The following is a 26,787-nucleotide window of genomic DNA, read 5'->3' as shown; positions in this document are numbered from 1 at the left end:
CCAGAAGGAAGATTTTACCTGGAGCGGAGAGGATGGTATTGTTGAAGACAGGAAATTGTTTGATACAAAGCTATTAATGCCTGGAATAACATCGGCAGTGGTAGAACCGGACGGAGGAGATTTGGTTAAAACGGATCAGGAGGAAGGGGTGGAAGTTGAGGACCCACCCAAGCCTAAGAAAAATATAGATTATGCGCCATTTCCTGCGATTCCGTATTTAGGAAAAAACAGCACTTATACTGCTGCCGGCAGCTTGTTGAGTGCGGATAAACAGATCCATAGGCTGACGCTTAGAGAGACAAAAACTGCGGGGGAAGGAGATCTTACGGCTGTAAAGCGGTACGCCCTCGGTATTTTCCGGGTTAATTACGGTGAGATAAGCAGACTAAAAATTACAGATGTAAGGGTTGACGGAAAAAGCTATACAGGAACTGTCTGCGGCTTAAACCAAGGTGTCCTTCAGAATATTTCCGTTTCAGAAAGCCAGAAGGATATCAGGGAGATGACTGGCCGCAGCTATGTGACGGGAGTAAGATATGTTGGCGGAATTGCCGGAAGTGATTTGCTTAATGTCGCCAGTGACGAAAATACGGAAGAGGTGATACTGCCGACGGAGGACTATAAGGAACTCAGCAATGCCGCACAAGTATCAGGCGGATATTGTGTTGGTGGAATTGTGGGTGCGAGCGGAGTTGGATCAGAACCGGGGGGAGGAAAAACCACACCGGATAAGGCCGGCTTTATAGACTGCAGTAATACAGGCAGAATTTTGGCCGCGGTAAAAGCTGGTGCCAATGAAAAAGCTGTCTATAAGTATTTGGGCGGTATCGTGGGCTATAAAAAAGGCGGTGCGATAACAGGCTGTACCTCTGTCATGGGGAAAGAAACCCTTGCGGATTTGGAGCATTATGGATTGGTGAATTTATATCCGGATGGGATCCAGGATGTTGAGGGGGATAGTACTTTTATTGGCGATTATATAGGCGGAATAGCCGGATACTGCGAGGATGAATGCCAGGTTTCGAAATGCGAAACCACAGGAGGCATTATTCGGGGAAACCGTTATATCGGAGGCATCATAGGGGGATGGACCTCTGAAGGAGCTCAGGAGAGTATTTTAGATGGGGATGGCAAAAGCAGCGCTGCTGTTGTGATCGGCAAACAATATGTCGGAGGCATTGTAGGATTCAATGCGGCGATTGATAAGGATGGGAAGCCGTTAGAGACAGCACAGAAGAATTTGATTATTCAAAACTGGGAAAATAAAGGCATTGCATATGCTTTCTCGGAATATGCCGGTGGTATTGCAGGCTATAATACAGGCAGTCTGCTTAATTGCTATTCAACACTGGAGATTCCTTCCACAAAATGGGAAACAATATTAAACAATATTAAGAAATGGAATGAAGAAGATGGCCTGGGAGGTAACTATACCGGAGGAATAGCCGGATACAATAACGGAATAATTAAGGCTGAGGATCAAAAGAAGGTTTCCGTTATTGTTTTAGGCAATAATTATACAGGCGGCCTTGTAGGGTATAATGATATTGATGCACAGATGGGGCTTTTATCAAATTATGTCCTGGAGGGCGGTCTGATAGAAGGAAACTGCTTTGTAGGCGGCCTGATAGGCTGTAATACATCAGCAGATATTTATGCGTTTACTCCGGAAAGTTCCGAAGCTGGAGTGATGACTGCCTCTCCGAATCTCGTTAAAGGTAATTGGTTTACAGGAGGCTGCGTTGGAGGAAATCTGATAGCAGCTGAAAAGACAGTTTATTTGCAGTGCCAGGTTTCCAATCAGTTTGGACGGATCAGCGCTTTGGATTCCACAGGGAAAAGCGGAGGTTTTGCAGGAGGCTATATCGGTTATAACCGACTGGTGAGAACTGGTGATAAGGAAAAAATAAAAGAAGAAACACAAAGGCTTTGTACAATTACAGAAATAGAGGACGGAGAGGAAAACAAATCCGGAAAGGTTTTGAAACAGCTTGAAAATGACAGCGGAGTTAATTCGGCGGGTCTTGATGAAACTGCGCCTGGTATAATAATTCTGGATACGACCAATGGATCTTATAATCGAAATTCCTATAATCAAGGCAGCGGAAAACGGATCAGCAATGTTTCGGAAATCAGCGCCGGTATAGCGGCAGGCGGTATTATAGGCGGAAATGATATCCAGTCAAAGCTTGAAATCCAATACGCTACCAATCTGTCCGCAGTACGTTCCCTTGACAGCTTTACAGGTGAAGAAAAAACTTCTTTGAAAAAAGGTGAAAATGGAGAATATGAACCTGCTAAGATAACTTATACAAGTGAAACTGATACCTATCTGAGCAGCAATGGAGAAATAGTAAAATATTCTTATACAGGAGGGATTATCGGACGCGTTTCCCAGGGAGTAACGCTCAAGTATTGCTATAATGGCGGAAGGGTTACCGCAGAGGGTGGAGCAACCTATTCCGGTGGCCTGGCGGAAATCAGCGAAGGAACGATAATAGGCAGCGCTGCACAGTCTTTGGGTGATACGGACTCTTCTTACATAGGCGGCATTGTAGGCAGAAATGAAAAGACGGGAAAAATTCTGGATTGTACTCTTGCCTCATCTGCTATTTTTACAGGAAAGGCAGCAGTTGGCGGCCTGACGGCGGAGAATTACGGGGAAATCAGTACGACAGAATCACAAAAGAAAGAAATCTCCGGGAAAATAACACTGTCAGATATCAGTGGCGGAGGGGTCGCCGGCTTTAATGCAGGGACGATAAAGGGCTTTACTCTTGTAAATCTGGCAATAGAGGGGGCCGGAGGTATCGGAACCGCATCCTACATTGGAGGTATTGCAGGTATTAATTATGGACCGGTAAACGATGTGGATATGAAGACCGGAGCTGTTGTCAGCATTAAGGGGAGAAGCTATGCGGGCGGTTTCCTGGGGTATATGAGAAATCTTACGAATGCTCCAATTTCTTTCGGTATTGTTGATGGTGGTGCTGCTGATTATCTGGTAAGCCTTGCTGAGGTAACGGTTACTGGCAGCGAAGAGAATGGCGATTATGTGGGAAATGCCGGAGGGATCATTGGTTATACGGATGGGGATGTTATTATTTCCCGATGCAGGAATCAGGGGAAGGTGGATGCCAGCAGAGGAAATGCAGGAGGAATTACTGCGTATAACAGTGGAAGGATTGTGAATTGTTATACAGATGCAGATGTATTCGCAGGAAAGGGAATCTGCGGAGGAATCGCCGCGGTTAATGCATCCGGTTCAATGATAAGCGGCGGTGGAATAGAACCTCAAAAAAATGTTACAGCGATTACAGGAGGGACCTATGCGGGAGGTGTCGCAGGAAAGAATGCAGGCCAGATAGCCTATTATATGGTAAAAAAGACCGTTGTAAAAAATCCTTCTGATAGCACAAATGCGGCCTGGCTGGGCGGAATTGCAGGTTTGAATGAAGCAGGCGGAACAATTGGAGAAACAAAGGAGAACAACAATTCCTGTTATTTTCAGGCAGGGGATGATAATGGTAATTATGTGGAGGTAATATCTGCTTCCATGAATTGCCGGGTCGGAGGAGTCGCTGGAGAAAACCAGGGGCGTATTGATGGTGTCCGGATTAATGCAAATTTGGACAAAGCGGCAGTCTATGCCAAGGTAGGTTGTAGTGACGAAGCCAAGACAGGATGGTTTGGAGGTACGGCTGGAATCAATTCGGGCACGATTTGTAATGTAAAAAGTATTGCGATCGTTAATGGTTACAAAGGCTCTAACGGAGGCTTTGGAGGAATTGCCGGACAGAATGATAATAAAATCATAAACAGCAGTTTTACAGGAACAGTACGGGCTACCGGTGACTCCAACGACATTGTAAGCGTGGGAGGAATTGCCGGAAAGAATACGGGCGGCGGAGAAATCTATGAATGTAAGATTGCAGTGGAGGATGTACCTGAATGGGCATCTTTGAAGAAGAATTACCAGGAACTGGGGCATAATTCCGATGCAAAAGATACGGTAATTACTGCCTGGGAAAAAGGGAAAACGGCCAGTTGTGGATATGTGGGAGGAATTGCGGGATTTAATGAAGGCAGTATTCATGATATAGACTGCCATGATGCCAAGGCAGTTAAAGTGGATGCTGTAACCGGTAACGTCGGTGGGATGGTAGGATATCAGGGAAGTACAGGGGAAATCTATCAATGTACAACTGGCGGAAAAGTTGGCAGTGATGGGGAGCCCTGGAACATTGAAACAATAAATTATCAGACGGATATGGCAATAGGAGGTGTTATCGGTTATAACTGCAGTGATAAGAGCGTATATAGCCTTACGAATCGTTCCTCGGTAACAAAAGGGGGAGGCAATAATGAATTCAATAATTCCGCGGGCGGTATTATGGGGCGACTTGAAAGTTCGGTCTCCTCTTCACGCAAAATATACAACTGTGTAAATGAAGGATCAATTACTGGGAATGCAAGGGTAGGAGGCATCATTGGTCAATGGAAATATAAAGGAGGAGTTCTCAGCAATTGTACCAATAAGGGCTTAATAAATGCCAATACGCTATCTGGCGGGATAGTGGGATATATACTTCAGCTGAATGATAATGAAAAGGTAGAGATATCAGAATGCCGGAATGAAGGGAATATTACTACAAACAGTGGGGGAGGAATATTATCAACTTTAGGGAAAAAATCTAATGGAATTGAGATTCGGTTGAGCCAATGTGTTAATACCGGGGATATTAAAGGAACTAATATAGCAGGTATTTGCTGGAAACAGCAGCACCACACCTTTAATCTGCTTGGCTGTCGTAATTACGGTAAAGGATATAACACAGATGGTAAAGTTAATTCATCCTTTAATGGGATCATAAATGAAGGAAATGCGATAGTTATGCAGAATTGTTATGGTGTTGCTGAAGTTAGGCATCCAGTAACTACTGCTAAGTTATTAGAAACGTCTGCGAATAATTTTTACTTTGTAAATGGACGTGCAACCGGTGACCCAATATATATGGAAGCGACAGGAATAGAAAATAAGGAGAATCCTCCTGAGCAGGCAGTGGATTTATTTAATAATACTTACTATTCAGCAAGTATGAAAAATAATTCCAACAATAATAAGCTGACAATCCGATTCAAGCAGAATGGCCAGTATATATCTGTCTCACCGCAGTATATGTTGTTGTCATGGTATGGAGCTTCAGATAAATCAAAGACACGGACATATAAGTTCAAGATTTCCGTACTAAAAGAAAAGGACGGAGAATATGAGACCCTAAAGGAAAATGGTCAAGATAAAGTATGGGAGCAGACGGTTGGATATGAAGTACGTGAGCAAGGGTATGATTTGACAAATGAAGAGTCTTCAAAACAAGCACAGAAAATAGACTTTACAAGCTTAGGAGCTATTTATGGGTTGAGAATAGAACTGGATGTGAGCAGCGGAGACGGCTACTTTGCCTTATGGGATGTTTTTGTTGATGGGGTAACACGCAGAAGGAATATTATAGATTCCACAGAACCTTTGTGTGTAGAGGCTAATGAAACGGGTAAATACAAAGCAGTCCGTTCGAACAATACGGAGTATATTCCAATCCTGGATGATAATCCGGTAAGCACGAATTTAACTGCGCAGGATCTTTGCAATAAAATAGATGCCCAATTGGAAGGTGCGGAATATCCGGTCGAGGGGTTAGCTAAACCAACAATTCTGAAGCTTGATAGAAAGGCGAATCCTTATAAGTTAAGCTGGAATAAGGTTGATTATGCATACCAATATAAAGTAAGGGTAAATATTTATAGTTCAGAGTCAGGAGGAAATCCGGATTCTACATTAGAAATTGCGGTACCTTCCGGGACCAATGTGGAAATTTTTATTGATAATTCTTGGGCAGGCAAATATTTATCAGCGGAAGTTTGTGCAATAAGCTACTATGGTGAGGATAGTAATTCCGATTGGGAAGTTACCTGCAGACAACAAGTACATCCGGCATTGCCCATACCGAAGGCTTATCTGCAGCATAGGGATGATAAATATTCTCTGTGCCTTGAAAATATTGAGGAATATAAAGATGAAGAAGGTAATTTTTATGATTGCAGCATTATCTTAAGTGCAGTAGACAACAAAAATATAAAAATATCAGAAGAAAATTTTGATAAAAATGGAATTGGAATTGGTACTTCAAACCTTTTTGAGACGAAAATAATGAATCAGGATATTTTATGGTTTCAGGCAATATCCAATATTAGTGGTAAGTTTCTTAATTCAGAAAAATACTCTGTTCAAACCTCTATCTTCAGTGAAGATAAGCTGAAAGGTGCGACTATCATTACCCCTAATATGAAAACCGGTGATTCTAAAATGCTGGCATCAGGCAGATATGAAGATGAGTTTGGGTATCGTATTGTATATACTGGAAGCGAGAATAATTTACAATATTCAACATTTTGGAGATCTGAGATTTTGTTGTATGACCCCGTTATTGGGCTGGATGTTGCAGCAGCATCCGGAGTGACCCGTGTTTCTCAGAAAACACAGATTCATTTGAATGGAGTAGCTCAGGATTTAACCGATTATCTGTTTCATACCAAGGATAAGGTTACCTCTTTTTCAGTTCGCAGTTACTTGTGGAATACACAGGGAGAAGCAGTTCGTTATGGGTATATGCTGAATAAGACGCCAATGACAGCAGAGAAAGTGAAGCAATACTCAGGAATTTATAAAACTGAGGGAGAGGCAGCAAGTGGTTTAAAGAAGGGTTACATAATAGAAAGAGCCAGTGGAGAGGGAGATTATGCGCTATATAATATTCTTTACAGCAGTATTCTGGCGAATAGTAATTATACACAGTATAGCATGGTAACATGTTCCCTGGACAGTAAGGCCAGGCAGGACATCCCTGCTATTAAAGACAGCTATGTGATCAAAGATAATAAATGTATTTTCACTTGGGATGACCAGGCATTTGGTGAGGGAGATCAATATAAAGTAAAATTGACAGGAACGACCAAGGATGGTGCGGAAAAGGAAATATATCCTACTGGTATGGAGAATGTCATCATTGGCACAAATACCTTAGCCGTTGACATGGCTAAATGGCAATACAACAAAGTAAAATTGAGTATCACTAAGCTTGGTACAATAAGAGAGACCAGTGTTCAAAGCATTAATTTGTCTGATATAGTGGATAAGTTCTGCAGCTACAGCTCTCAGGAATTTAAGGTGGCATTAAGACTGCCTCAGATAACCAGGCCCATGATTGGCCTGACTGACAACAATCAGGACGAACTGGAATATGATATCAAGTGGACCGCAGTCGGAGATGAATACAAACCTCACCTGGACAGCTATGAAATACATGCTTTGATGCCTTTCACAGATGAAAATATGCCTTCCGAAGATACAATTAAGAAATTAAAAGAAATCTATGGCGATACGCATGTCACAGGTGATTCGGAGGCAGGATATGATATTCTATTGGGGACGGTATCAGGTGATGCAGAAAAAGCAATTCTGGAAAAATGCGACTTGAACCTGTTCCAGGGACTTGATATTGAATTTTATGTCAATGCCGTTGCAAAAGAATCGGACTCTGATTATACAGATTCGGAAGAAGGGATTCATTTGTCCTTTACTGTTCCCGAGAGAATACTGATTCCCGATGATGTTATGTATTCTTTGAAATACTCAGACACTGACTCTGATTGTTTGGATACGGACATAATGAGTATAGCAGAATTCTCTGAAATGAAGCTTAATGCAGTCGTTGCCAGTTCCAAGGGCAGCCAGAAGGGTTCCTATAAGTTTGAGGTGGGAATATACGACAGTGCTACATTTGATGAAAATGGGGAACCGGAAGGAGAACTTCTATGTCCTGAAACGGTTTTGACAGAGTCACCCGGCGGAGATACGAAAGAAACAATACTACTGTTAAACGCGGGTAAAATGAATTCATGGCAGAAACAGCAGCCCGGAGATTTATCAGGTAAGTATCTGATAGTGCGTTTCAGGATTGCAGATACATCCAGCATTAGTTCGGAATGGTCTGACTATTATGTGAAGCAGTTGCCCGGCGTGAGGCTGGGGACTCCACAATGGGAGGAAATCTCCATTGAGGAAAAGAGAGGAAATTTTGTGGTAACACATCCGGGCCTTAGATGGAATGCCAATGAAGATAACCTTTCCCTGAACTATAAGCTGATGCTGGAAAATATGCTCTCAGAAAATCCGGCCGGTCTGACACTTCAGATTGACTATCTTCAGGATAAAAACAGTTTTCAGATTAAGGCATCTAACAAAGATAGTGAACCTGTAGAAATAGAGGGCGTGGATGAAAACGATGGAGTTATAAAGTACGATTTGGGCTCCTGGTCGGATAATGAATTCTATTTCGAGGTTAACAGGAACCAGACGACATGGAAGATGTCTCCTATTCTGAGGATAAAGACGGAAGTAAAGGAGAATAAACCATACTATACTTTTACACTTATGCTTCCGGATGTTGACGAGATAAGCGGTGAACAAAGGCAATATTTGTACACCTCTAATGTAACGGCAGCTAATCTGAATTTGGATAAGGAGTCCAGCTTTGCTGATTCTTATTTTGGAGTCTGGGCGAAAATTATTAAGGGTGATGATGAAACATCTTTGAATAATTGTATGCTTGAATGGGATGGAACCGGGACGCTTGAAGAGAAAATACAGAAAGAAAATCAGGGGTACAGCCTTTATAAATGTGAAAAGGTTCCCAGGCTAATAGCTGAATCGGCCCAAACCAGCAGCAACAGACTGTCTGTATCAGGAAACAGTGTGTCCGGTAATTCGGTTTCAGAAAATTCCGTATCCGGCAATTCATCATCCGACAGTGATAAAGAACATCAAAAAGAATCACAGAGCGGTGAGGAAACAGGCAGTACTGAAGAGCAGCAAAGTACCGAAGAACAACAAAGTACCGAAGAACAGCAAAGTACCGAGGAACAACACAGCACTGAAGAACAGCAAAGTACCGAAGGAACACACAGTACTGAAGAAACACAAAGCACTGAAGAAATGCACGGCTCCAGTCAGGCACAGACAGAAGAAGCGGAGCCTGCAGGAAGCAATACAATGCAGCCGACGGAAAGCACTCAGAAAAACACCGAGGAAAAAGCCGGTGAACCTGAGGCCTAAAAAATAAGGGAAGGAGTATCACTATGAAAAGGAATACAAAGGGTCAGGCAATGCTCATAGTAATAGGCGTTATGGCACTTCTGACAACTCTTTCCCTTGTTGTTCTTCTTGCGGCGTCAACAATGATGGGTTCTTCCCGGAGAAACGCAATCAGCACACGATGCCGTATGGCGGCAGTCAGCTTCAGTAATATGTTTGGAGATGCTTTAAAGGAGGATGATTTTAAGGATGGAAGTCCTGGCAAAGTTATTGCTCAGATGATTCAGGAAGATGCTGAGGGAGATGACGGAAGCAATGGGAAATTTTCTTACTGCGCAGGACGTGAAGAAGATCATTTTTCATGGCGCTATGTTCCTAAATTTGAAAAAGGACAGGAAGGTATATTAACCGGCTATAGCATTGATATTACAATGTGGTGGGGAGAAGAGGACGAGAAAACTCTGGATGAAATTAAGCTGCAGGTAAGTAACGGAGAAAATCCCTTTGACAAATACAATGGTTTATATCTTTATACGAAGGTGAGTTGCAGCAACGGAAAAGAAAGTTGGAATATTACCCAAAGCTATCCGATATATGTGGAAGAAGACACAGGTGAAAACGAGTGGGTATGGCATTTTTAATAAAAAGAAAGGAAAAGTTCATGAGAGAAACAGTACGGAATGAAGATGGCTCATCCCTGATTTCGGTAATTGTCGCTTTCGTTATATTGACGCTGGGGATATTAATGGTAACTACTGCGGTGAAGGTCTCACTGGATGTAACCAATCAGGGCCTCGCAAACCGTTCTGTGACAGAAGAGGCTCTTGAAAAATATTATGAAGGGGAAGCCGGAGTTCTGAAAGCCCAGGGGGTAGAACTGATTCCACAGAATAGTGTCAATAGCGCGGGGCAGGAAGTAAACGATAAGGGAAACGGCTTTTCATTGAATAAGGGGAAGGCATATGAGTTCCTCTATGAGCGGCAGCCAGAGAAATCAGCTAAATATAGTTTTTATTATTTTCAATACGGCTCCTCAGGAGAAAAAGAATGAATAATAAAAAAGGATATACACTCATCGAAATCATAGTTACATTTATGCTTATCAGCATGTTCCTGCTGGCCGCAACGGTTATAACCACTTCCTGTATGAAGGTCTATTTAAAGGTAAAAAGTATTTCAAATGGACAGACGGTAGCGGATTCCCTGACAGAAAAAATAAACGGAGAGCTTTCGGCCGCGCAAAAAAATACAATAGACCTGGAAACAGGTGTAAGTCTGATTATTAATGATGAATATGAATCCGGCAGCAACAGTGTTACATTCGTAAATCAAAAGGGAATCAAGGTGACGGCGGGATTGTTGGAGGATGTGGCCGGAGAGGAAACAAAAGCAGCAGAAAACGGGAATATGCTGGTATTCCACTACTATTCTGACAAGAAGGATACAGACTGGTATTATGGCAGGCCAACCTATCACGGATATGATTTGGACTCTGTTAAGTTCAGCAGACTGTCGGATACAAGCAATGTAATCCGGGTGGATATTGTGCTTAAGAATGCTAAGACGGGATATGAATTTACTACATATAAAATAATTGAGTGCTATAATTTGGGAGAAAGTGACATCAAAACTGTTACGTAGTGATATTAAAACGCACACAACATATTTGTATGTTATTTTTCTTCTTTTCTCTGTGGAGAAATAGTGTAATTTGTTGACAATCAGTTATAAAGAGACTATATTTAGAAAAGAGGATATTTCTGTATTAGAAGGTATTTTAAGTAATAGATAGATATGATTTTCATATCAGGGAATACATATTTGTCTGTTACGAGAGGCAGAACCTACAGGTTACTGTTTCAGCGGGTTTTGAAAATATGAGCAAAGGAGAAGGGAAGGATAGTAGCAGTTAATCGGTTGAAAGCTTTTTGGTAAAAGCTTTGCTGGCAGTGAGTGGGTTGTTGTGTTTGATGCTGCCGGTTTGTAACGTATTCGAGGAATGGGAAAAAGAAAGGATAGAATTATGAAATTATTACAGAATTTGAAGAAAGACAAAAAAGGATTTACTCTGGTTGAAATGATCGTTGTTATTGTTATTATTGGTATATTGTTGGCGATTTTAGTGCCTGGGATGTTTAGTTATATCTCTAAGGCGAAGGATAAACAAATCATGGTAAATGCTAGAACGGCATACATAAATATCTCGACTGCCGTCGCAGAACTGTATGGTAAAAATGGTGTTACTGCGGATATGGTAGAAACAGTTATTGAGAAGGCCACTACAATTAGTCCTTTTACTAATGCTAATAATAAATTAACTCTAACAAAAGATGGTAATGGTGTAGATGCAACTGTTACTATTGAGGCTTTTCCAAATGATCAGGGTAAAGTTTATGGAATAACGTTGGTTGTTCCAAATGAGGCTAGCAATAAGTTTGAAATTACGGCAATGACATATGAAGAAGGTACAAAGAAGGTGGTTTTGGATAAAAGTGTGTGGGGAGAAGTGGAATCAAACTAAGAGTAACTTATTAGGAGCTAAATCATGCTCAAAGAATTCTATATTCAAAATCGCAATTGTATTCGGTTAGTATTGCATATCTTGCTAATTTTAATAATTCTGATTATTGTATTATCTCCAGTGACATGGTTTTATGATAATCACATAAAGGCAAAAAGTATCTTAATGGATGCAAAGAACATCCAGCTTTCTATGCGTCTTTTGAATATACAATATTATGGAGATGATAGAAATATCTATGAGCCAGGAACTGAAAATGGGATGGCTAAGGATACACTGGAAGAAATCAAGCATCTTTCTGATACGCAGGGGGATATTATTTTAGTTTACTGGAATTGGGAAGATAATCTTCCTGGTAAGTTTTATTACGAAACAGATGATTTTTTAGCAATATATGAATATGATGCGATTAGGAGAGAACCAACCTGGGAAGTTTTTCGGCTGAATGAGATAATAGGATTCCAAACGGATTAGGGAGCAGTTCTAAGCTGAAAAAATGTAGAAATCCTGCCCGATAATTGGGCAGGATTTTTTAGTCAGATCTGATGGCTTTTTAGAATGTGAACTATTATAATAAAGGATACTAGGAAAAATATGCTGTCTTGTCTTCTTATATTTATATTAGGAGCCTGTTTTTTTTATTTAATAAATGGGTTTATTATATCCTTTTCTCAAAAGATTACTCTGAGGAAAGGGTTTCAAAGAATTTTTGTTTATAATGATAAGCATAGAGAGCATGCAACGGGAATTAAAAAAAGTTATGTGTTAAATGCTTTGTTTGGTGGTATTCTGTGTGTGTTTGTTTCTAGTTTTTATGGTTATTGGTATTCATCATTGATAGTGTGTGTATTCCTCGCTCTTTTGACAGTAGTATCTGCTGTAGATTATACTACCATGGAAATCCCTAATATTTTTGTTCTGGCGGCTTTTGTATTAGGTATTTTTTCGGTTTATACAATGCCTGGAATCAGTCTTATATCTCGTGTACTTGGTATTTTTGTGGTCAGTGTACCTCTTTTTCTTCTGACGCTTCTGATACCTGGTGCCTTTGGCGGCGGAGACATCAAACTTATGGCAGCCTGCGGCTTGTTCCTTGGAATCAAGCTGACACTGATATCTTTTGCATTTGCAGTACTTACTGGCGGCGTATATGGAAGCTGGCTTCTTGTTATGAAGAAAAAAAACGGTAAGGAACACTTTGCATTTGGCCCATTTTTATGTCTGGGCATGGCAGCAGCACTTTTCATTGGTGACAAAGTATGGAATTGGTATGCAGGTCTTCTGTATTTGTGAATATAGTAAGTTCTGTTTATTAATATACAGTTAATTATTAATAAAGGAAAAATTTATGCCTAAATATATTTATAAAGCCAAAACAGAAGAGGGAGAACAGATATCTGGCCGGATGCAGGCCATGGATGAAAATGATCTGCATCTAAAGCTTCGTCAGGAAAATAAGTATCTTATTACTGCGAAGCGGGAGGAGGATGTCCAACGGGTTCACAAGATTAAGGCAAAATATCTAGCAGACTTCTGCCGACAGATCGGGACATTATCTGCTTCTGGAGTATCTCTAGTGCGGGCGCTGAATATAATTGCACAGGACGAGTCTAATAAAAAAAATGAAAAAACAATTTATGAGAATATTTTACGTCAAGTACGTCAGGGAAAAGCGTTGTCTGAGGCAATGGAAGAGCAGGAAGAAGCATTTCCGGAATTATTAATCAATATGGTGCGTTCCGCAGAAACAGCAGGTAATTTGGATGAAACTTCTATGCGTATGGCGGATTACTATGATAAGCAGTTCCGTATGCATTCAAAAATTAGTAATGCGACGCTTTATCCGAAGATTTTGAGTTTTGTAATTGTAGTGGTAGTGATTTTTATGCTGAGTTATATTCTTCCTCAGTTTCAGGAGTTATTTGATCAGATGGAGGTGTTGCCACTGCCTACCAGGATTCTATTTGCCATGAGCGATGGAATAAGAGAACATTGGCTAATATTAATTATCCTGTCGGCAATTGTGATTCCTCTTATGATTTTTGTAGCACATGTACCGCAGGTGAAGCTACAGTTGGATCGTGTTAAGTTGCATGTGCCGGTGTTTGGAAAATTGCTCAAGATTATATACACAGCACGATTTGCCAGGACAATCAGTTCCCTTTATTCTTCGGGAATCCCTATTGTTCAGGCGCTCCAGATCGCTCGGAGGACTATTGGTAATACCTACATAGATAGTCAGTTTGATGAAGCTGTATCCAGAATACGGACGGGAGGAAACCTGTCTGATTCTCTGGATTTAGTGGATGGGTTTACAAAGAAGCTGACTTCGGCGATTCGGGTAGGTGAAGAAACAGGAAGTCTGGATACTATGCTGAACTCAATTGCGGATTCTATGGAATTTGAATCTAATATGGCAATTGATAAAATGGTAGCAGCATTGGAGCCTATATTGATTATTGTTATGGCTATTATCGTCGGATTTATCATGGTATCCGTACTGATGCCGATTTATGGTTCCTATGATGCTATCAGTAATTCAGGATACTGATGCAGGATACCGATTTCGACCTGCCGGGTAAAAAGAAGAGTACCGAAAAGAAGAATGACGGGTAGAAGAGTACCAAAAAGAGTATAGAATTACCAGGTACCACGACACAGCAAAGCGATAGATTAACAGAAAGGACAATACCGGGATGCAGACCTGTGTATATATGTCCAACCGCAGGATTCAGGCGGCAGTGGGCAATGCAAAGAAAGGCTCAATTTCAGTAAAAAGGCTGTATGAAACGCTGGCGCCGGAGGGCTGTATAATCAATGGTGTTATTACGGCGGAGGAGGAACTGGCGGCGCACCTGAAGGAGTTCTGGAAGGAAAACCACCTGGCGGTGAACAATGTATGCCTGGTGCTCCACAGCTCCCAGTTTATGTCGAAGACCTTTCAGGTTCCGGCGATGAACGTGAAGAAAACGCTGGAGTACATTCCCAGGGAGTTTCCCGGAGTGTCGGAGGCCGGCGGCAGTGTCTATGGCTATTATGAAATCGATACGGATAAGAAAAAAGGAATGCGGGAGGTTTTCGCCACCAGAATGGAGCGGGAATTCCTGGATTCCTATACTCGTTTATTCGCTTCTATAGGGGTGAAGGTAACCTGCGTGCGGGCCGCGCTGGGGAGCGTGGTTTCGGTTCTGCACAGAATGGCTTATTTTAAGGACAGGACCTGTATCCTTCAGATTCAGGATGAGGATAACCTGACGAGTATTCTGATGCATCAGGGAAAATATTGTTATTCCAGCATGAACCGGACCTTCAGTGAGCACGGTACGCCGTCCTATGGCGTGGAGGTGGCAAGGAATATCAGCGGTATTCTGCAGTTTGCTTCCGCGCAGAAGCTGGAAAATGCGGTGACGGATGTTACGTGGGCCGGTTTTTCAGAGGGGGATATCCAGGTATGCTCCGAGAGCCTTCTACAGATGGATAATACGCTGAGAGCCGGAAGCTTTATGGATGATAGTATAATCCGCAGCAAGGAGGAGGACTTCGGCAGTTACCTTTTTCCCATATGCGGGCTGATTCCGCTGGAGGATGCCGGGAATCTTTTTATCCAGTATAAGAAGACGTCGGAAAGAAGCCTGAAGCGCAAAAGCCTGATGAAGCAGATAACGCCCGTGATTCTGCTGCTGTTGGTCATGCTGGTGATTACCGGGTTTTTCGGGGTTCACTACTGGCTTACCTCGCGTAAGCTGGAGGAGGTCAGAAGCTATAACGAGAGTCCGGAGGTTCTGGAGCAGAGCGCCAGGTATGATGAGGTGGAAGCTCAGATGCAGTGGGAGCAGATGCAGAAGGCGGCTTTGACGAAGGCCGCGCGCAATATTGAGTCCTACCCTTATTTTAACAGTTCCATTACGGATGTGATAGAGAGCTGTACGATGGGGGAAGTTACTTTTTCAATCAAAAGCTTCGATGCGCAGACCGGGGTGATCAGCGTGGATACGGCGGCGCCGGATGTGGAGATTATCAATCAGTTTATAGACAGGCTGGAAGAAAAGGATATTTTCGAACGCCTTGATTATACGGGATATACCTGGTCGGACGAGAGCGGGATGTGGACGATTAATCTGGTTTGCTATCTGTCGGAAATGGCCGGGAAGTAGGGGGAAGCTGCTGTGAATATTACAATGGAAATTACGGAAAGAGATAAAAAGCTTCTTCTGTTCATGGCCTTTTTTGTGATTGTCCTTGGCTTTGGATTTTTTATAATCAGGCCTTTGTCCCAGGCGGACGCAGAGCTGAAGATAGAGCTGGAAAATCAGCAGGAGCTGATGATGGAAACACAGCAGAAGCTTGTGATGCTGCCGGCGATGGAGAGCAGCCTTGTGAAGACACAGGAGGAGCTGGAGGAAGCGGCGAAGGATTTTTATCCGGTGATGAAGAGCCAGGAGATTGACAGGCTGCTTACCGGCATTGTGGTGGGTAAGGGGCTGGAGTCCCGGCAGATGACGATTACGATGCCGCAGAGTGAGCTGAAGCTGGAGCCATATTATGCTTCTGCAGCAGCGGCGGAGGATTCCATGGCGCAGTCGGCGGCGCAGGGCGCGTCCGAGGAGGACGGGAGTACGGCGCAGGCGACGGAAACTGTTTTTACGGGGATTTACGCGGCGCAGGTACAGATGACGATCCGGGGGAACCGGGTCACCATGCAGCAGATGGTGGATGAGCTTACCAGGAATTATCCTTCCATCCGGATAACCAGCGCGGGCTGGGGAACTGAAAACAACAGCATACGCAATGCGGACGGGGAGTATATTACTTCTGTGAACGATACGCTGCAGCTTGGTCTGGAGGTCTACATGTACAGGAAGGACGAGGCATAACATGGAATTAACTTCAATTAAAAATATCCGTCTGGGCCAGGTCCTGAAGGAAGCTGGCTATGTTACGGAAGAAGATATCGGCAAGGCCATTGAATATCAGAAGCAGAATCCGGGAATGCGTATTGGTAATGCGCTGATTGCGCTGAATTATATTACCGAGGGACAGATGCTGGAGGCCCTGGCGGCGAAGCTGAACCTGAAGACAGTGGATCTGTCCGGGATATCTGTGGATATTGACGCCGTGGGCAAAATCCCGAGGCAGCTGGCGGAAAAATATCTGATGCTGGCGGTGAGCAAGACGGATGACATCCTTACGGTTGTTGTTTTTGACCCGCTGAATTATTATGGCATTGAGGATATCCGGCAGATCACGGGAATGCAGATCGAGATTCTGCTTTCAGAAAAGTATCCGCTGGAAAAGGCAATCAATTACTATTACTCGGAAGTTTCCGCTAAAATGGCAGCCAAAAAGGCCAACACCAGCACTGAGGGCATAGTGGAGGAAATCCAGATCGATGATACGGATGATGATACTCCTATCATCAATCTGCTGAACAGTCTGATAGAGAGGGCGGCCAATACCAATGCCAGTGACGTCCATATTGAGCCGTTTGAGCATAAGACAACGGTGCGTATGCGTATTGACGGTACGATAACCGAGTATGTCACGTTACAGAAGAACCTGCATCCGTCTTTGATTGCACGTATTAAGATTTTGTCAGATCTGGATATAGCGGAGCGCAGGGCGCCTCAGGACGGGCATTTCAGGACGCAGGTAAATGATGAAATGATCAACATCCGTGTTTCCGTAATTCCCACGGTTTTCGGGGAAAAGGCGGTACTGCGTCTGCTGACCAGCAATTCGTCCATTGATTATCCGGCTTCTTTTGGTATGAAGGAGGACGATTATAAGAAGTTTTCAAAGCTGCTGAACTCGCCTCACGGTATTATTTATCTGACAGGACCGACAGGAAGCGGTAAGTCCACTACTCTTTATATGGTGCTGGAGGAGCTGTCCAAAAAACAGGTGAATATTTCCACCATTGAGGATCCGGTGGAGAAAAATGTGGCGCGCATCAATCAGATGCAGGTGAACAACCTGGCGGGCGTTACCTTTGAAGCGGGGCTTCGCGCGCTGCTGCGTCAGGATCCGGATATCATCATGGTAGGAGAGACTCGTGACTCGGAAACGGCGTCTATTTCTGTCCGTGCGGCGATTACGGGTCATCTTGTATTTTCCACGCTGCACACGAACGATTCCGCATCTTCTATTATCCGTCTGGTGGATATGGGGCTGGAGCCGTATATGATCGCCAACTCGCTTGTGGGTGTGGTGGCGCAGCGTCTGATGAGAAAGGTGTGTCCGCTGTGTGCGGTGGCGGAGGAGCCTACGGAAGAAGAAAAGGAGTTCATGGAAAGGGATATTCCCAGAATCATGCGGCCCAGGGGCTGCCGGCATTGTAATAATACGGGGTATAAGGGAAGAACGGCCATCCATGAGATCCTAACCATAGACAGGACGATACGGGATATGATTTCCTCCCATGCAACGGTGGAGGAGATCAAGGACTACGCACTGGAGCATCAGGGAATGAAAACGCTGAAGGAATGCGGCGTGGATTTGGTGGAAGCGGGAGTGACGACCATGGAGGAGCTGATGAAGGTCGCTTACTATTCCTGATTTCCGGAAGGAGAAGCTGATGGACATTCATACAATCATATCCATGGGACGCCAGACGGGCTGTTCGGATATTCATATTTCCGAGGGGCTGCCCATGCTCATCAGGGTTCGGGGAGCGTTGGAATATTCCCCCATACAGCTGACGGATGAGGAAACCAGGGAAATTATTCTGCATATGCCGGACGAGCGGCAGCAGAAGGAGCTGTCTGAGGGAAGGGACGTGGATTTTGCCATCCAGTCGCCGGACGGCGGCAGGGAGCGTGTCAATATTTTCCGGCAGCAGGGGAAGCTGGCCTGTACGGTCAGGCTGCTCAATGACCGGATTCCCACGATAGAGGAGCTGCGTCTGCCGCCCATATTGAAGCAGCTGGCGGACGAGCCGAGAGGCCTGATCCTTGTTACGGGGCCGACAGGAAGTGGCAAGTCCACAACGCTGGCCTCCATGATCGATTATGTCAACGCTTCCAGGCCGGAGCATATCATTACCATAGAGGATCCGGTGGAGTACGTTTATGAAAGAAAGCAGGCTCTGATCCACCAGAGGGAGGTGGGCAGGGACGTGGATTCCTTCGCGGCAGCGCTTCGCAGCGCCCTGCGTGAGGATCCGGATATTATTCTGGTAGGGGAAATGAGGGATTATGAGACGATTTCAGCGGCTCTGACAGCGGCGGAAACCGGGCATCTGGTGCTCTCCACCCTGCATACCACGGGTGCTGCCCAGACCATTGACCGTATTATCGACGCCTGTCCTGCTTCCAGCCAGAATCAGGTGCGGATTCAGCTTTCCGGCGTATTGAAGGGGGTTGTGACCCAGTGCCTGATTCCCACGGCGGACGGCCGGGGCCGGATTGCGGCGACGGAGGTGCTGACGGGGACGGATGCGGTGATGAACCTGATCCGGGAAAGCAAGGGGCATCAGATGGCCACGCTTATGCAGTCCGGGGCCGCCAATGGAATGCATACGCTGAACGGTGATTTGTCGCGGCTTGTAGCCATGGGGGTTATTTCCGGGGAAAATGCGTTTAAATATTCCAATGATAAAAGAGATTTGACAAATTATCTCTAGGAAAATCTTATAAAAAAGAGTATGATAACTATGAGGGGAATCAGAGCCGGCGCCGGTCAGACAGCCGGTCTGGTTCCTTTTATGCGTTTAGAGAAAAAATACGGAGTTCAGGTATATGGATCAGTCATCAATAGTATTTATCAGTATTATATCAGCAGCAGGGCTGGCGGCCCTGGTTTTGGCTGCTTTTTTTGTGGCAAGGGCGTGGAAGCACAGACGGCGGAGCCTGGAAATGGACGATATGGAAGGGCATGAGTTCGAGTATTTCTGTGCGGATCTGCTGCGGGATAAGGGATTTCTGGATGTGGAGGTCACAAGGGGCAGCGGTGATTTCGGCGTGGATATCCTGGCGGAAAAGGACGGGGTAACTTATGCGGTCCAGTGCAAGTGTTATAATGCCCCCATCGGGATTAAGGCGGTGCAGGAGATTTATGCGGGCCGCGATTATTATGACCGGATGGTGGGAGTGGTAATGACGAATCAGTATTTTACCTCTGCGGCGGTGGATGCGGCGAAGAAGCTGAAAATCCTCCTTTGGGACAGAGGATACCTGGAAAGTATGATGGAAGAGCTGGATTAGGGCATGCAGGCTGGGGAAAAGGACGGTATCTGTTATGGCTTTTGTGGAATTTAAGGATGTAAAAAAAGTTTATCATATGGGCGAGGTGGATATACACGCGCTGCGGGATGTGAATTTTGAAATCGAGGAAGGGGAGTTCTGCGTGATCGTGGGAGCCTCCGGCGCCGGGAAAACAACGATTCTGAACATCCTGGGCGGGATGGATACGCTTTCGGAGGGGAAGGTCATCCTGGATGGGAAGGAAATCTCAGCCTACAATCAAAAACAGCTGACCTCCTACCGCAGGTATGATATCGGCTTTGTTTTTCAGTTTTACAATCTGATACAGAACCTGACGGCGCTGGAAAACGTGGAGCTGGCTTCCCAGATTTCCAAAAATCCGCTGGATGCGGCGGAGACGCTGAAAAAGGTGGGGCTGGAGGAGAGGATGTCCAATTTCCCTGCGCAGCTGTCTGGCGGGGAGCAGCAGAGGGTGGCGATCGCCAGGGCGCTTGCAAAGAATCCCAAGCTGCTGCTGTGCGATGAGCCTACGGGCGCGCTGGATTATAATACGGGGAAAGCGGTTTTAAAGCTTTTGCAGGATACCTGCCGGGATACGGGGATGACCGTGGTTGTTATCACCCACAATCAGGCCATCACGGCCATGGCGGACCGGATTATTCGGGTAAAGAGCGGCACGATCCGGAGTATGGAAATGAATGAGCACATTACGCCGGTGGAAGAGATTGAGTGGTAAGGAAGAGGAATGCGATGAAGTCCACCATATTCAAGACAACTGTACGGGAAATCAGGGAAAGCCTCGGACGGTACATGGCCATTTTGGCTATTGTGGCGCTGGGGGTTGGATTTTTTACGGGCCTTAAGGTGACAAAGCCGGCTATGCTGAAGGCCGGAGGGGAATACCTGGAGGAGAATAATCTGTATGACCTGCGTCTGCTGTCCACGGTGGGTTTTGATGAAAGCGATGTGAAGCAGCTGAATGAACGGGAGGGTGTGGAGATCGCGGAGGGCGCGGTTTATGTGGATTTCCTGGCCCAGGACGAGGAAGGGACAGAAAGCGTGCTGCGGGCGCATTCGCTGCTTTGGGTGCAGAACCATGTGGTGGTGCGGGCCGGGAGAATGCCGACGGCGCCGGATGAGTGCGTGGTGGACAGTCTGGTATTTACGAGAAAGGATATCGGCACTACAATCCGTGTTTCCGATAATAATGAGGAAGATACCCGGGATATGTTTTCCGGTACGGAGTATAAAATTGTGGGGATCTGTGACGCCCCTTTTTATATCAATTATGAAAGAGGGAGTACGGCGCTTGGAAACGGTAAGCTGAAGGGGTATGTTTATATTCCTGAGGCAGGATTTGATACGGAAGCTTATACGGAGGTTTTTGTCAGGCTGGAGGAGAAATATCCCCTTTACAGCCAGGAGTATAAGGATTACATCGATGAGGTCATGGACTGGGCGGAGCCTCTTTGTGAGGAAGTGGCCCAGGCACGGTATGTGAGGCTGAAGGAGGATGCCCAGTGGCAGATTGCCGACGGCGAGCGGGAACTTGATAAGAGGGTTGCCGAGGCGGAGGATAAGCTGGAGGATGCCAGGCAGGAGCTGCTGGACGGGGAACAGGAGATAGAAGATGCCAGGAAGGAGATTGCCGATGGCTGGAAGGAAATAGCGGACGGTAAGGCGGAGATCGCGGATAAGCGGCAGGAGCTGGCGGATTCCCTGACGGAGCTTCAGGATGGAAAGCAGGAGATAGAGGACGGCCTGGATCAGCTGGAGGAAAAGCGAATAGAAGCCTCCGATATGGAGGAGGGAGATGAAAAGGACGGTTATGAAACCGGCCTGAATCTGGCGGAGGCCCAGGTAAAGGGCAAAAAGGCCCAGGTGGAGTCCGGCCTTGCCCAGGCGAATATGGGAAGCAGGCAGCTGGAGGCGGCGGAGAATACCATAGCGCGCCAGGAGGAAAAGCTGCGGGATGCCCAGAAGAAGCTGGAGGATTCGGAAAAGGAGCTGGCGGACGGCTGGGAGGAGTACGAGGAGAACCGGCAGAAGCTTGCGGATGAAACGGCTGACGCCCGTAAGGAACTGGAGGATGCCAGGAAAGAGCTGGCCGATCTGAAGGAGCCGGATACCTATGTGCTGGGCAGGGATAAAAATATCGGTTACGCAAGCTTTGAAAGCGATTCTGATATCGTGGAGGGGATTGCCAATGTATTCCCGATTTTCTTCTTTCTGGTTGCAGCGCTGGTGTGTATCACTACCATGACCCGTATGGTGGAGGAGCAGAGGACGCAGATTGGTATTTTGAAGGCCCTGGGCTACAGCGAGGGCACGATTATGGGAAAATATCTGTTTTACTCGGGAAGCGCGGCGATGCTGGGCTGCGGGATTGGTTTCCTTCTGGGATCCTATATTTTTCCCACGGTTATCTGGACAGCCTACAGGATTATGTACCGTCTGGGGGATTTCCACGTGATTCTGGACTGGAAGCTGGGGGTGATTTCCCTGGTGGTGTCAATCCTGTGTTCCATGGGCACGACCATCGCTACCTGCAGGTATGAGCTGACCAGTGTGGCGGCGGAGCTGATGCGCCCGAAGGCTCCCAAAAGCGGAAAACGGATTATTCTGGAGCGGATTCCTTTCCTTTGGAACCATATGAAATTCCTGCTGAAGGTGTCTGCGAGAAATATTTTCCGGTATAAACAGAGATTCTATATGATGGTATTCGGCATCGGCGGCTGTACGGCGCTGCTGCTTACCGGCTTCGGGGTGAAGGATTCCATCAGCAGCATAACCTATAACCAGTTTGATGAAATCCAGATAAACGACATGAGCGTTATTTTCAGCGATCCGTATAAGAGTATGGACAGCAGTGAGTTTGAGGCAGTTATGGCGGACAACGCGCGCTCCTTTACGCTTGCCTTTGAGGAGAGCGGGGATTTGACGCTGGGCGACAAGACAAAGTCCCTTACGTTGGTGGCGCCGGAAAAAACGGAGGACATCGGCCTGTACCTGAATCTGCACACCACCCGGGATGAGCCGGTGGCCTATCCTGGAAAGGGAGAGGTGGTGCTTACCGAGAAGCTGGCGGATAAATGCAATGCGAAAATCGGGGATACGGTAACTATTCAGGATGATGATATGAATGAGCTGGAGCTGAAGGTTTCGGGCATCAGCGAAAACTATGTATATAATTATGCCTATATTTCCCCGGATACCTGGAAGGAACAGACAGGGAAGGAGCCGGAATATAAGAGCGCTTATGTGAATGTCCGGGAAGGCGCGGATGTGCACGAGGTTTCCGCGGCGATTATGAACTGCGACGGCGTGGCCTCCGTGACCGTAAATGACGATATGAAGGTACGTTTCAGCAGTATGATGAAGAGCCTGGATTATGTGGTGCTGCTGATTATCGGCTGTGCGGGATCCCTGGCCTTTATCGTGCTGTATAATCTGACGAATATCAACATCACGGAGCGGCTGCGGGAAATCGCAACGATTAAGGTGCTTGGATTTTACAGGCGGGAAACGGCCAGCTATGTGTTCCGTGAAAATCTGGTGCTGACGGGTATCGGCGCCGGCGTGGGGCTGATTATGGGATATTATCTGCATCGGTTTGTCATGTACAATATCGATATTGATATGATCGCCTTTGATGTGCATATCGCGCCAAGAAGCGTGCTGCTGAGCATCGTTCTCACTTTTATTTTTGCCGGGATTGTTGACTGGGTGATGAATAAGAAACTGGACGCCATCAATATGGCGGAATCCATGAAATCGGTGGAGTAAAATGCAGGCTATGGCCCGCACCGCCTATGGGTTTTCACTGCTGCGGCCCTCCCCTCCGGCCTGTTTCGTCAGCCGGTCTGTCCGAAGGTTGTTTCTTAGAGGGCACGCTTGCGCTCGATTAAAAACGCAGCGGTACTAACGCCGCAAAAAACGCGGCGTAAGGACCGGCGTTTTTAGACGACCCTTACAGAAAACAACCTTCAGACAGACCGGCTGACGAAACAGGCCGGAGGGGAGGGCCGCAGCAGTAAAAACCCATAGGCGGTGCGAGCCGTAACTGTCAAAGTTTGAGAATCAAACTATTTTTATTGAAATATAGTGCGGTGTCCTATATAATGAAAAGGAAAAGATGCAGGCCGGAGGATTTTTTACCGGGAATGGAAGGAAAACGAAGGAGGGAGCGCCGTTGGATATCAAGGATACGCTCAATGAGCTGTTGGTGAAGCTGTTCCGCAATATCAACACAATTGAAGAGCAGGCCATCCGCACGGAAGAGTATAGGGACATGACTACGAACGACATGCATGTCATCGAGGCTATCGGAACCGGCGCGGCGAAAAATATGACGTCTGTGGCGAAAACACTGGCGGTTACGACAGGGACTCTGACGATTTCGGTAAACAGCCTGGTGAAAAAAGGATATGTGGAGCGCGTCCGCAGCGAAGAGGACAGGCGTGTGGTGCTGATATCCCTGACTGCAAAGGGGAAAAAGGCCTTTGCCCATCATAAGAAATTCCATGATGATATGATTCGTAATGTGCTGGAGGGGCTGAGCGACGAGGAGCAGGTGGTGCTGCAGAAATCGCTGGGGAACCTGGTGGGATATTTCCAGGGGATTCAGAACGGGAAGAAATAGGGAAAGAATTCAGAAAAAAGGAAAAAGAACTTCGATATGCCAGGCTGGCTGCAGGGACAGCGGATCTGGGATATGCAAATATATGATTGGTTTTTAATGCCGCAGGTGGCAACGGTATCGTCCGAGTCCCTGCGGCATTTTTTTCATAGGGTATTTACTTATATTTTGTACTGCACTGTCCTGCTTTTGTGATATGCGGGAGCTTTTCGGTTACTGCACTGTTGGCTGCCACCCGGCAATAGTGCGCGGAACGGATGGGGAAATTAACCGCGGGCCAGCTTCTTTTCAGTTTCCATATAGGACAGTGTGGTTTTGACCGTTGGTGTTTCCGCCAGCTTTTTTTCCAGGCTTGTAAAGTCCGAGGGGCCTGCCTGAAGCAGGAAGGTATGGAAGCGCAGCGGTGTATAATCATCGCCCCACAGCTCTGTGGCCTTATCACGGAGGGCAAGGATTTCCAGGTAGCCAAGGTAGTATTTCAGGTAGGTGGTGGGTTCCGTGCGGATGTAGTCGTAAATGGCATCCGCCGTGTCCTGGTCCGAAATGCCGAAGGCGGCCAGGGAGCGGTAGACATCCTGGCGGCTTGCTCCATAATAATGGATGGAAAGATCAAGCAGGCAGTAGAGATTGACCTGCAGGTTGCGTTCCAGGCAGGCAATGTCCGTCAGCAGGCTGCTTGCGTTGGGAGCGCCGTTTTGCAGGAGGACATCGGAGGCGTAGCCGTAGGCGATATTTTCCACATAATAGGCCCAGCCTTCTACAAAGCCGCCGTAAAAAAGGGCGCTTCTCACCGGATTGTCTGTTTTGGAGTTTTCATAGAGCTGGCTGTAAACTGTCTGGTACAGGTGGCCGGGATAGCCCTCGTGGGCCAGCGTGGTGTAAAGCTCCAGGCCGGGGGAGGTGGAGGAGTTATTCACGTAGATGACGTTGTCGTCCATGTCGTCAATGGGCGGGGTGAGATAAAAGGCAGGGCTGGTGAAATCCTCCATGGATTCTGCCACAGATTTGGTCCGGCAGGAGGGCAGGCTGTCGGTGAGGGCGGCCAGGGAGGGAAAATCCTCCTGCATCCGGTTCTGCAAATCGTCCAGAATCTCCTGGGCATTCTGGAAAGGGAAGGCGGGGAGATCATCCAGGGTAATCGTACCGGTTCCGGTCTGTTCCCGGTAGGTCTCAACCAGCGCCTGAAGGTTCTGGTAAAGGTTCTGGAACTGATCAGATAGCAGGGACTGGATTTCCTCCGGAGTGCGGGAGCTGCCGGTATTTCTGCGCAGCAGGTAGAGGTAGTAGGCAATGCCTGAGGGCAGCTCACAGAGGCCGCCGTTGTGGGAACCGGAGCCGGAAAGGAGGAAAATGCTGTCCGCCAGTGCGGTATAGGCTGGGGATACGACGGTGGTGAGGAGGCGGTTGTTTTCAGAGATGTAAAATTCCTCCTCTTCCGGCTTCAGCTGGCCATCCTCCACCAGTCCGTCCAGGCGTTCCTGAAAGGTGGTCTGGAGGAAGTGTTCTCCGGCGGAGAGCAGGTCGGGAGCCATAATGGCATCGCACTGATCCACGATTTCCCCGGCATCGGCTTCCGTCATGAAAAGGCCTGCATTGGCTTTTTCCTTTTCATAAACAGCCAGGCTTTCCAGGTAGGCGGGGATGCTCTCCAGGATCTCCAGGTAATCCTCCATATCTGATTTGGTGCGGAAGGTGTATTCCGCAAGGAGGACGGGAAGCTGGGACTGCATGCCTGAGGAGGGAGCGAGGGGCTCCTCATAATATTCGCACCGGGCGCCCGCCAGTTCATTTTCCAGGTAGGAGGTGAGCAGGGACCAGGTGTAGCGGTCGTGGCTGTTTAATTTTTCCGGGTTGATTTCCTGCAGTACCAGGAGCTGGTTCTCCAGCAGGGCGGCGGCTTCCTTCTGGGACTCCCTGGAGTATGCGGGCAGGGTGGCGGGGGAAGGGGCCTTAAGATAGGGGGAGGGGTCGGCCAGGGTATAGTGCAGGCTCAGGCTGTCCTGACTGAGGGACTGGGCGAAGATTTCCTCCGAGAGTTTTTGGAAGCGGAGGGTGTCGTTGTTGCGGTAGAGAAAGAAAAACAGGCCGGCGAAAAGGAGGAGGGCGGCGGCTGTTATGATGAGTGGAATGCGTTTTTTCACGAGAGGAGTTCCTTGTTGTGGGGTTTTTATATATGTATGTGCCCCCCGCAGGTTTCATGTGTGGAGGGGGACGGAGATTTTGCGTGCAGGATGGTCCGGGGGGAGGGCGGTGTGTGTGGTTCTTCTTCGGGGCT

17 protein-coding genes are annotated in these 26,787 nt (G+C 46.5%); 16 read left to right on the top strand and 1 reads right to left on the bottom strand.

Features of this window, described 5'->3' with window-relative positions; all coding sequences use genetic code 11:
* The first annotated feature begins 598 nt into the window (after positions 1–598).
* The 16 genes from HMPREF1548_RS23915 (at position 599) to HMPREF1548_RS23840 (ending at position 24,515) form a co-directional block, all read left to right on the top strand.
* Positions 599–9,172, top strand: a complete 8,574-nt coding sequence (locus tag HMPREF1548_RS23915) for a hypothetical protein (RefSeq protein ID WP_286138209.1) — start codon at positions 599–601, stop codon at positions 9,170–9,172.
* A 23-nt stretch (positions 9,173–9,195) separates the two neighbouring features.
* Positions 9,196–9,792, top strand: coding sequence for a hypothetical protein (locus tag HMPREF1548_RS23910; RefSeq protein ID WP_021639271.1), 597 nt, complete (start codon positions 9,196–9,198; stop codon positions 9,790–9,792).
* 20 nt (positions 9,793–9,812) lie between these two features.
* Positions 9,813–10,202 carry a type IV pilus modification PilV family protein gene (locus HMPREF1548_RS23905; RefSeq protein ID WP_157065732.1) on the top strand — a complete coding sequence of 130 codons (390 nt, stop codon included), beginning with the start codon at positions 9,813–9,815 and terminating at the stop codon, positions 10,200–10,202.
* Complete coding sequence (locus tag HMPREF1548_RS23900) at positions 10,199–10,792, top strand: prepilin-type N-terminal cleavage/methylation domain-containing protein (RefSeq protein ID WP_021639269.1); 594 nt, start codon at positions 10,199–10,201, stop codon at positions 10,790–10,792. Before HMPREF1548_RS23905 ends, HMPREF1548_RS23900 begins: the two co-directional genes overlap by 4 nt.
* A gap of 382 nt (positions 10,793–11,174) precedes the next feature.
* Positions 11,175–11,672 (top strand): prepilin-type N-terminal cleavage/methylation domain-containing protein, encoded by a 498-nt coding sequence (locus HMPREF1548_RS23895; protein WP_051358471.1) that lies wholly within the window; start codon positions 11,175–11,177, stop codon positions 11,670–11,672.
* A gap of 24 nt (positions 11,673–11,696) precedes the next feature.
* Positions 11,697–12,146 (top strand): hypothetical protein, encoded by a 450-nt coding sequence (locus HMPREF1548_RS23890; protein ID WP_021639267.1) that lies wholly within the window; start codon positions 11,697–11,699, stop codon positions 12,144–12,146.
* Positions 12,147–12,266: 120 nt separating this feature from the next.
* Positions 12,267–12,965 (top strand): prepilin peptidase, encoded by a 699-nt coding sequence (locus tag HMPREF1548_RS23885; protein ID WP_021639266.1) that lies wholly within the window; start codon positions 12,267–12,269, stop codon positions 12,963–12,965.
* A 55-nt stretch (positions 12,966–13,020) separates the two neighbouring features.
* Positions 13,021–14,223, top strand: coding sequence for a type II secretion system F family protein (locus tag HMPREF1548_RS23880; protein ID WP_021639265.1), 1,203 nt, complete (start codon positions 13,021–13,023; stop codon positions 14,221–14,223).
* A 145-nt stretch (positions 14,224–14,368) separates the two neighbouring features.
* Positions 14,369–15,826 (top strand): type IV pilus biogenesis protein PilM, encoded by a 1,458-nt coding sequence (pilM, locus tag HMPREF1548_RS23875; RefSeq protein ID WP_035323711.1) that lies wholly within the window; start codon positions 14,369–14,371, stop codon positions 15,824–15,826.
* A gap of 12 nt (positions 15,827–15,838) precedes the next feature.
* A complete protein-coding gene (locus HMPREF1548_RS23870; RefSeq protein WP_035323708.1) occupies positions 15,839–16,546 on the top strand; it encodes a type II secretion system protein M in 708 nt (235 codons plus the stop codon).
* Between the two features lies 1 nt (position 16,547).
* A complete protein-coding gene (locus HMPREF1548_RS23865; protein WP_021639262.1) occupies positions 16,548–18,227 on the top strand; it encodes a GspE/PulE family protein in 1,680 nt (559 codons plus the stop codon).
* Positions 18,228–18,246: 19 nt separating this feature from the next.
* On the top strand, positions 18,247–19,293 hold the full coding sequence (locus HMPREF1548_RS23860; protein WP_021639261.1) for a type IV pilus twitching motility protein PilT: 1,047 nt from the start codon (positions 18,247–18,249) through the stop codon (positions 19,291–19,293).
* Positions 19,294–19,408: 115 nt separating this feature from the next.
* The gene (locus HMPREF1548_RS23855) at positions 19,409–19,873 is read left to right on the top strand and encodes a restriction endonuclease (protein ID WP_021639260.1); all 465 of its coding nucleotides are present in this window, start codon (positions 19,409–19,411) and stop codon (positions 19,871–19,873) included.
* Positions 19,874–19,907: 34 nt separating this feature from the next.
* Positions 19,908–20,609 (top strand): ABC transporter ATP-binding protein, encoded by a 702-nt coding sequence (locus HMPREF1548_RS23850; protein WP_021639259.1) that lies wholly within the window; start codon positions 19,908–19,910, stop codon positions 20,607–20,609.
* Positions 20,603–23,659, top strand: a complete 3,057-nt coding sequence (locus tag HMPREF1548_RS23845; protein ID WP_021639258.1) for an ABC transporter permease — start codon at positions 20,603–20,605, stop codon at positions 23,657–23,659. The genes HMPREF1548_RS23850 and HMPREF1548_RS23845 overlap by 7 nt, the downstream gene beginning before the upstream one ends.
* Positions 23,660–24,065: 406 nt before the next feature.
* Positions 24,066–24,515: a MarR family winged helix-turn-helix transcriptional regulator gene (locus HMPREF1548_RS23840; RefSeq protein ID WP_025487814.1), complete on the top strand. Its 450-nt coding sequence runs from the start codon at positions 24,066–24,068 to the stop codon at positions 24,513–24,515.
* Positions 24,516–24,778: 263 nt separating this feature from the next.
* Here HMPREF1548_RS23840 and HMPREF1548_RS23835 read toward each other — a convergent pair whose 3' ends face one another.
* The gene (locus HMPREF1548_RS23835; protein WP_021639254.1) at positions 24,779–26,653 is read right to left on the bottom strand and encodes a DUF885 domain-containing protein; all 1,875 of its coding nucleotides are present in this window, start codon (positions 26,651–26,653) and stop codon (positions 24,779–24,781) included.
* Positions 26,654–26,787 lie beyond the last annotated feature (134 nt).

The sequence above is a fragment of the Clostridium sp. KLE 1755 genome, assembly GCF_000466465.2.
GTDB classification, from domain to species: Bacteria; Bacillota; Clostridia; order Lachnospirales; family Lachnospiraceae; genus Eisenbergiella; species Eisenbergiella porci.
The sequence above is the reverse complement of the archived record's forward strand: the minus strand, read 5'-3'. Positions and strand labels throughout refer to the sequence as shown.

Bases quoted from the DNA above. Each gene is read 5' to 3' on its own strand.
- HMPREF1548_RS23910 (WP_021639271.1), top strand. From the start codon at position 9,196: ATGAAAAGGAATACAAAGGGTCAGGCAATGCTCATAGTAATAGGCGTT.
- HMPREF1548_RS23905 (WP_157065732.1), top strand. From the start codon at position 9,813: ATGAGAGAAACAGTACGGAATGAAGATGGCTCATCCCTGATTTCGGTA.
- HMPREF1548_RS23900 (WP_021639269.1), top strand. From the start codon at position 10,199: ATGAATAATAAAAAAGGATATACACTCATCGAAATCATAGTTACATTT.
- HMPREF1548_RS23895 (WP_051358471.1), top strand. From the start codon at position 11,175: ATGAAATTATTACAGAATTTGAAGAAAGACAAAAAAGGATTTACTCTG.
- HMPREF1548_RS23890 (WP_021639267.1), top strand. From the start codon at position 11,697: ATGCTCAAAGAATTCTATATTCAAAATCGCAATTGTATTCGGTTAGTA.
- HMPREF1548_RS23885 (WP_021639266.1), top strand. From the start codon at position 12,267: ATGCTGTCTTGTCTTCTTATATTTATATTAGGAGCCTGTTTTTTTTAT.
- HMPREF1548_RS23880 (WP_021639265.1), top strand. From the start codon at position 13,021: ATGCCTAAATATATTTATAAAGCCAAAACAGAAGAGGGAGAACAGATA.
- pilM (WP_035323711.1), top strand. From the start codon at position 14,369: ATGCAGACCTGTGTATATATGTCCAACCGCAGGATTCAGGCGGCAGTG.
- HMPREF1548_RS23865 (WP_021639262.1), top strand. From the start codon at position 16,548: ATGGAATTAACTTCAATTAAAAATATCCGTCTGGGCCAGGTCCTGAAG.
- HMPREF1548_RS23860 (WP_021639261.1), top strand. From the start codon at position 18,247: ATGGACATTCATACAATCATATCCATGGGACGCCAGACGGGCTGTTCG.
- HMPREF1548_RS23855 (WP_021639260.1), top strand. From the start codon at position 19,409: ATGGATCAGTCATCAATAGTATTTATCAGTATTATATCAGCAGCAGGG.
- HMPREF1548_RS23850 (WP_021639259.1), top strand. From the start codon at position 19,908: ATGGCTTTTGTGGAATTTAAGGATGTAAAAAAAGTTTATCATATGGGC.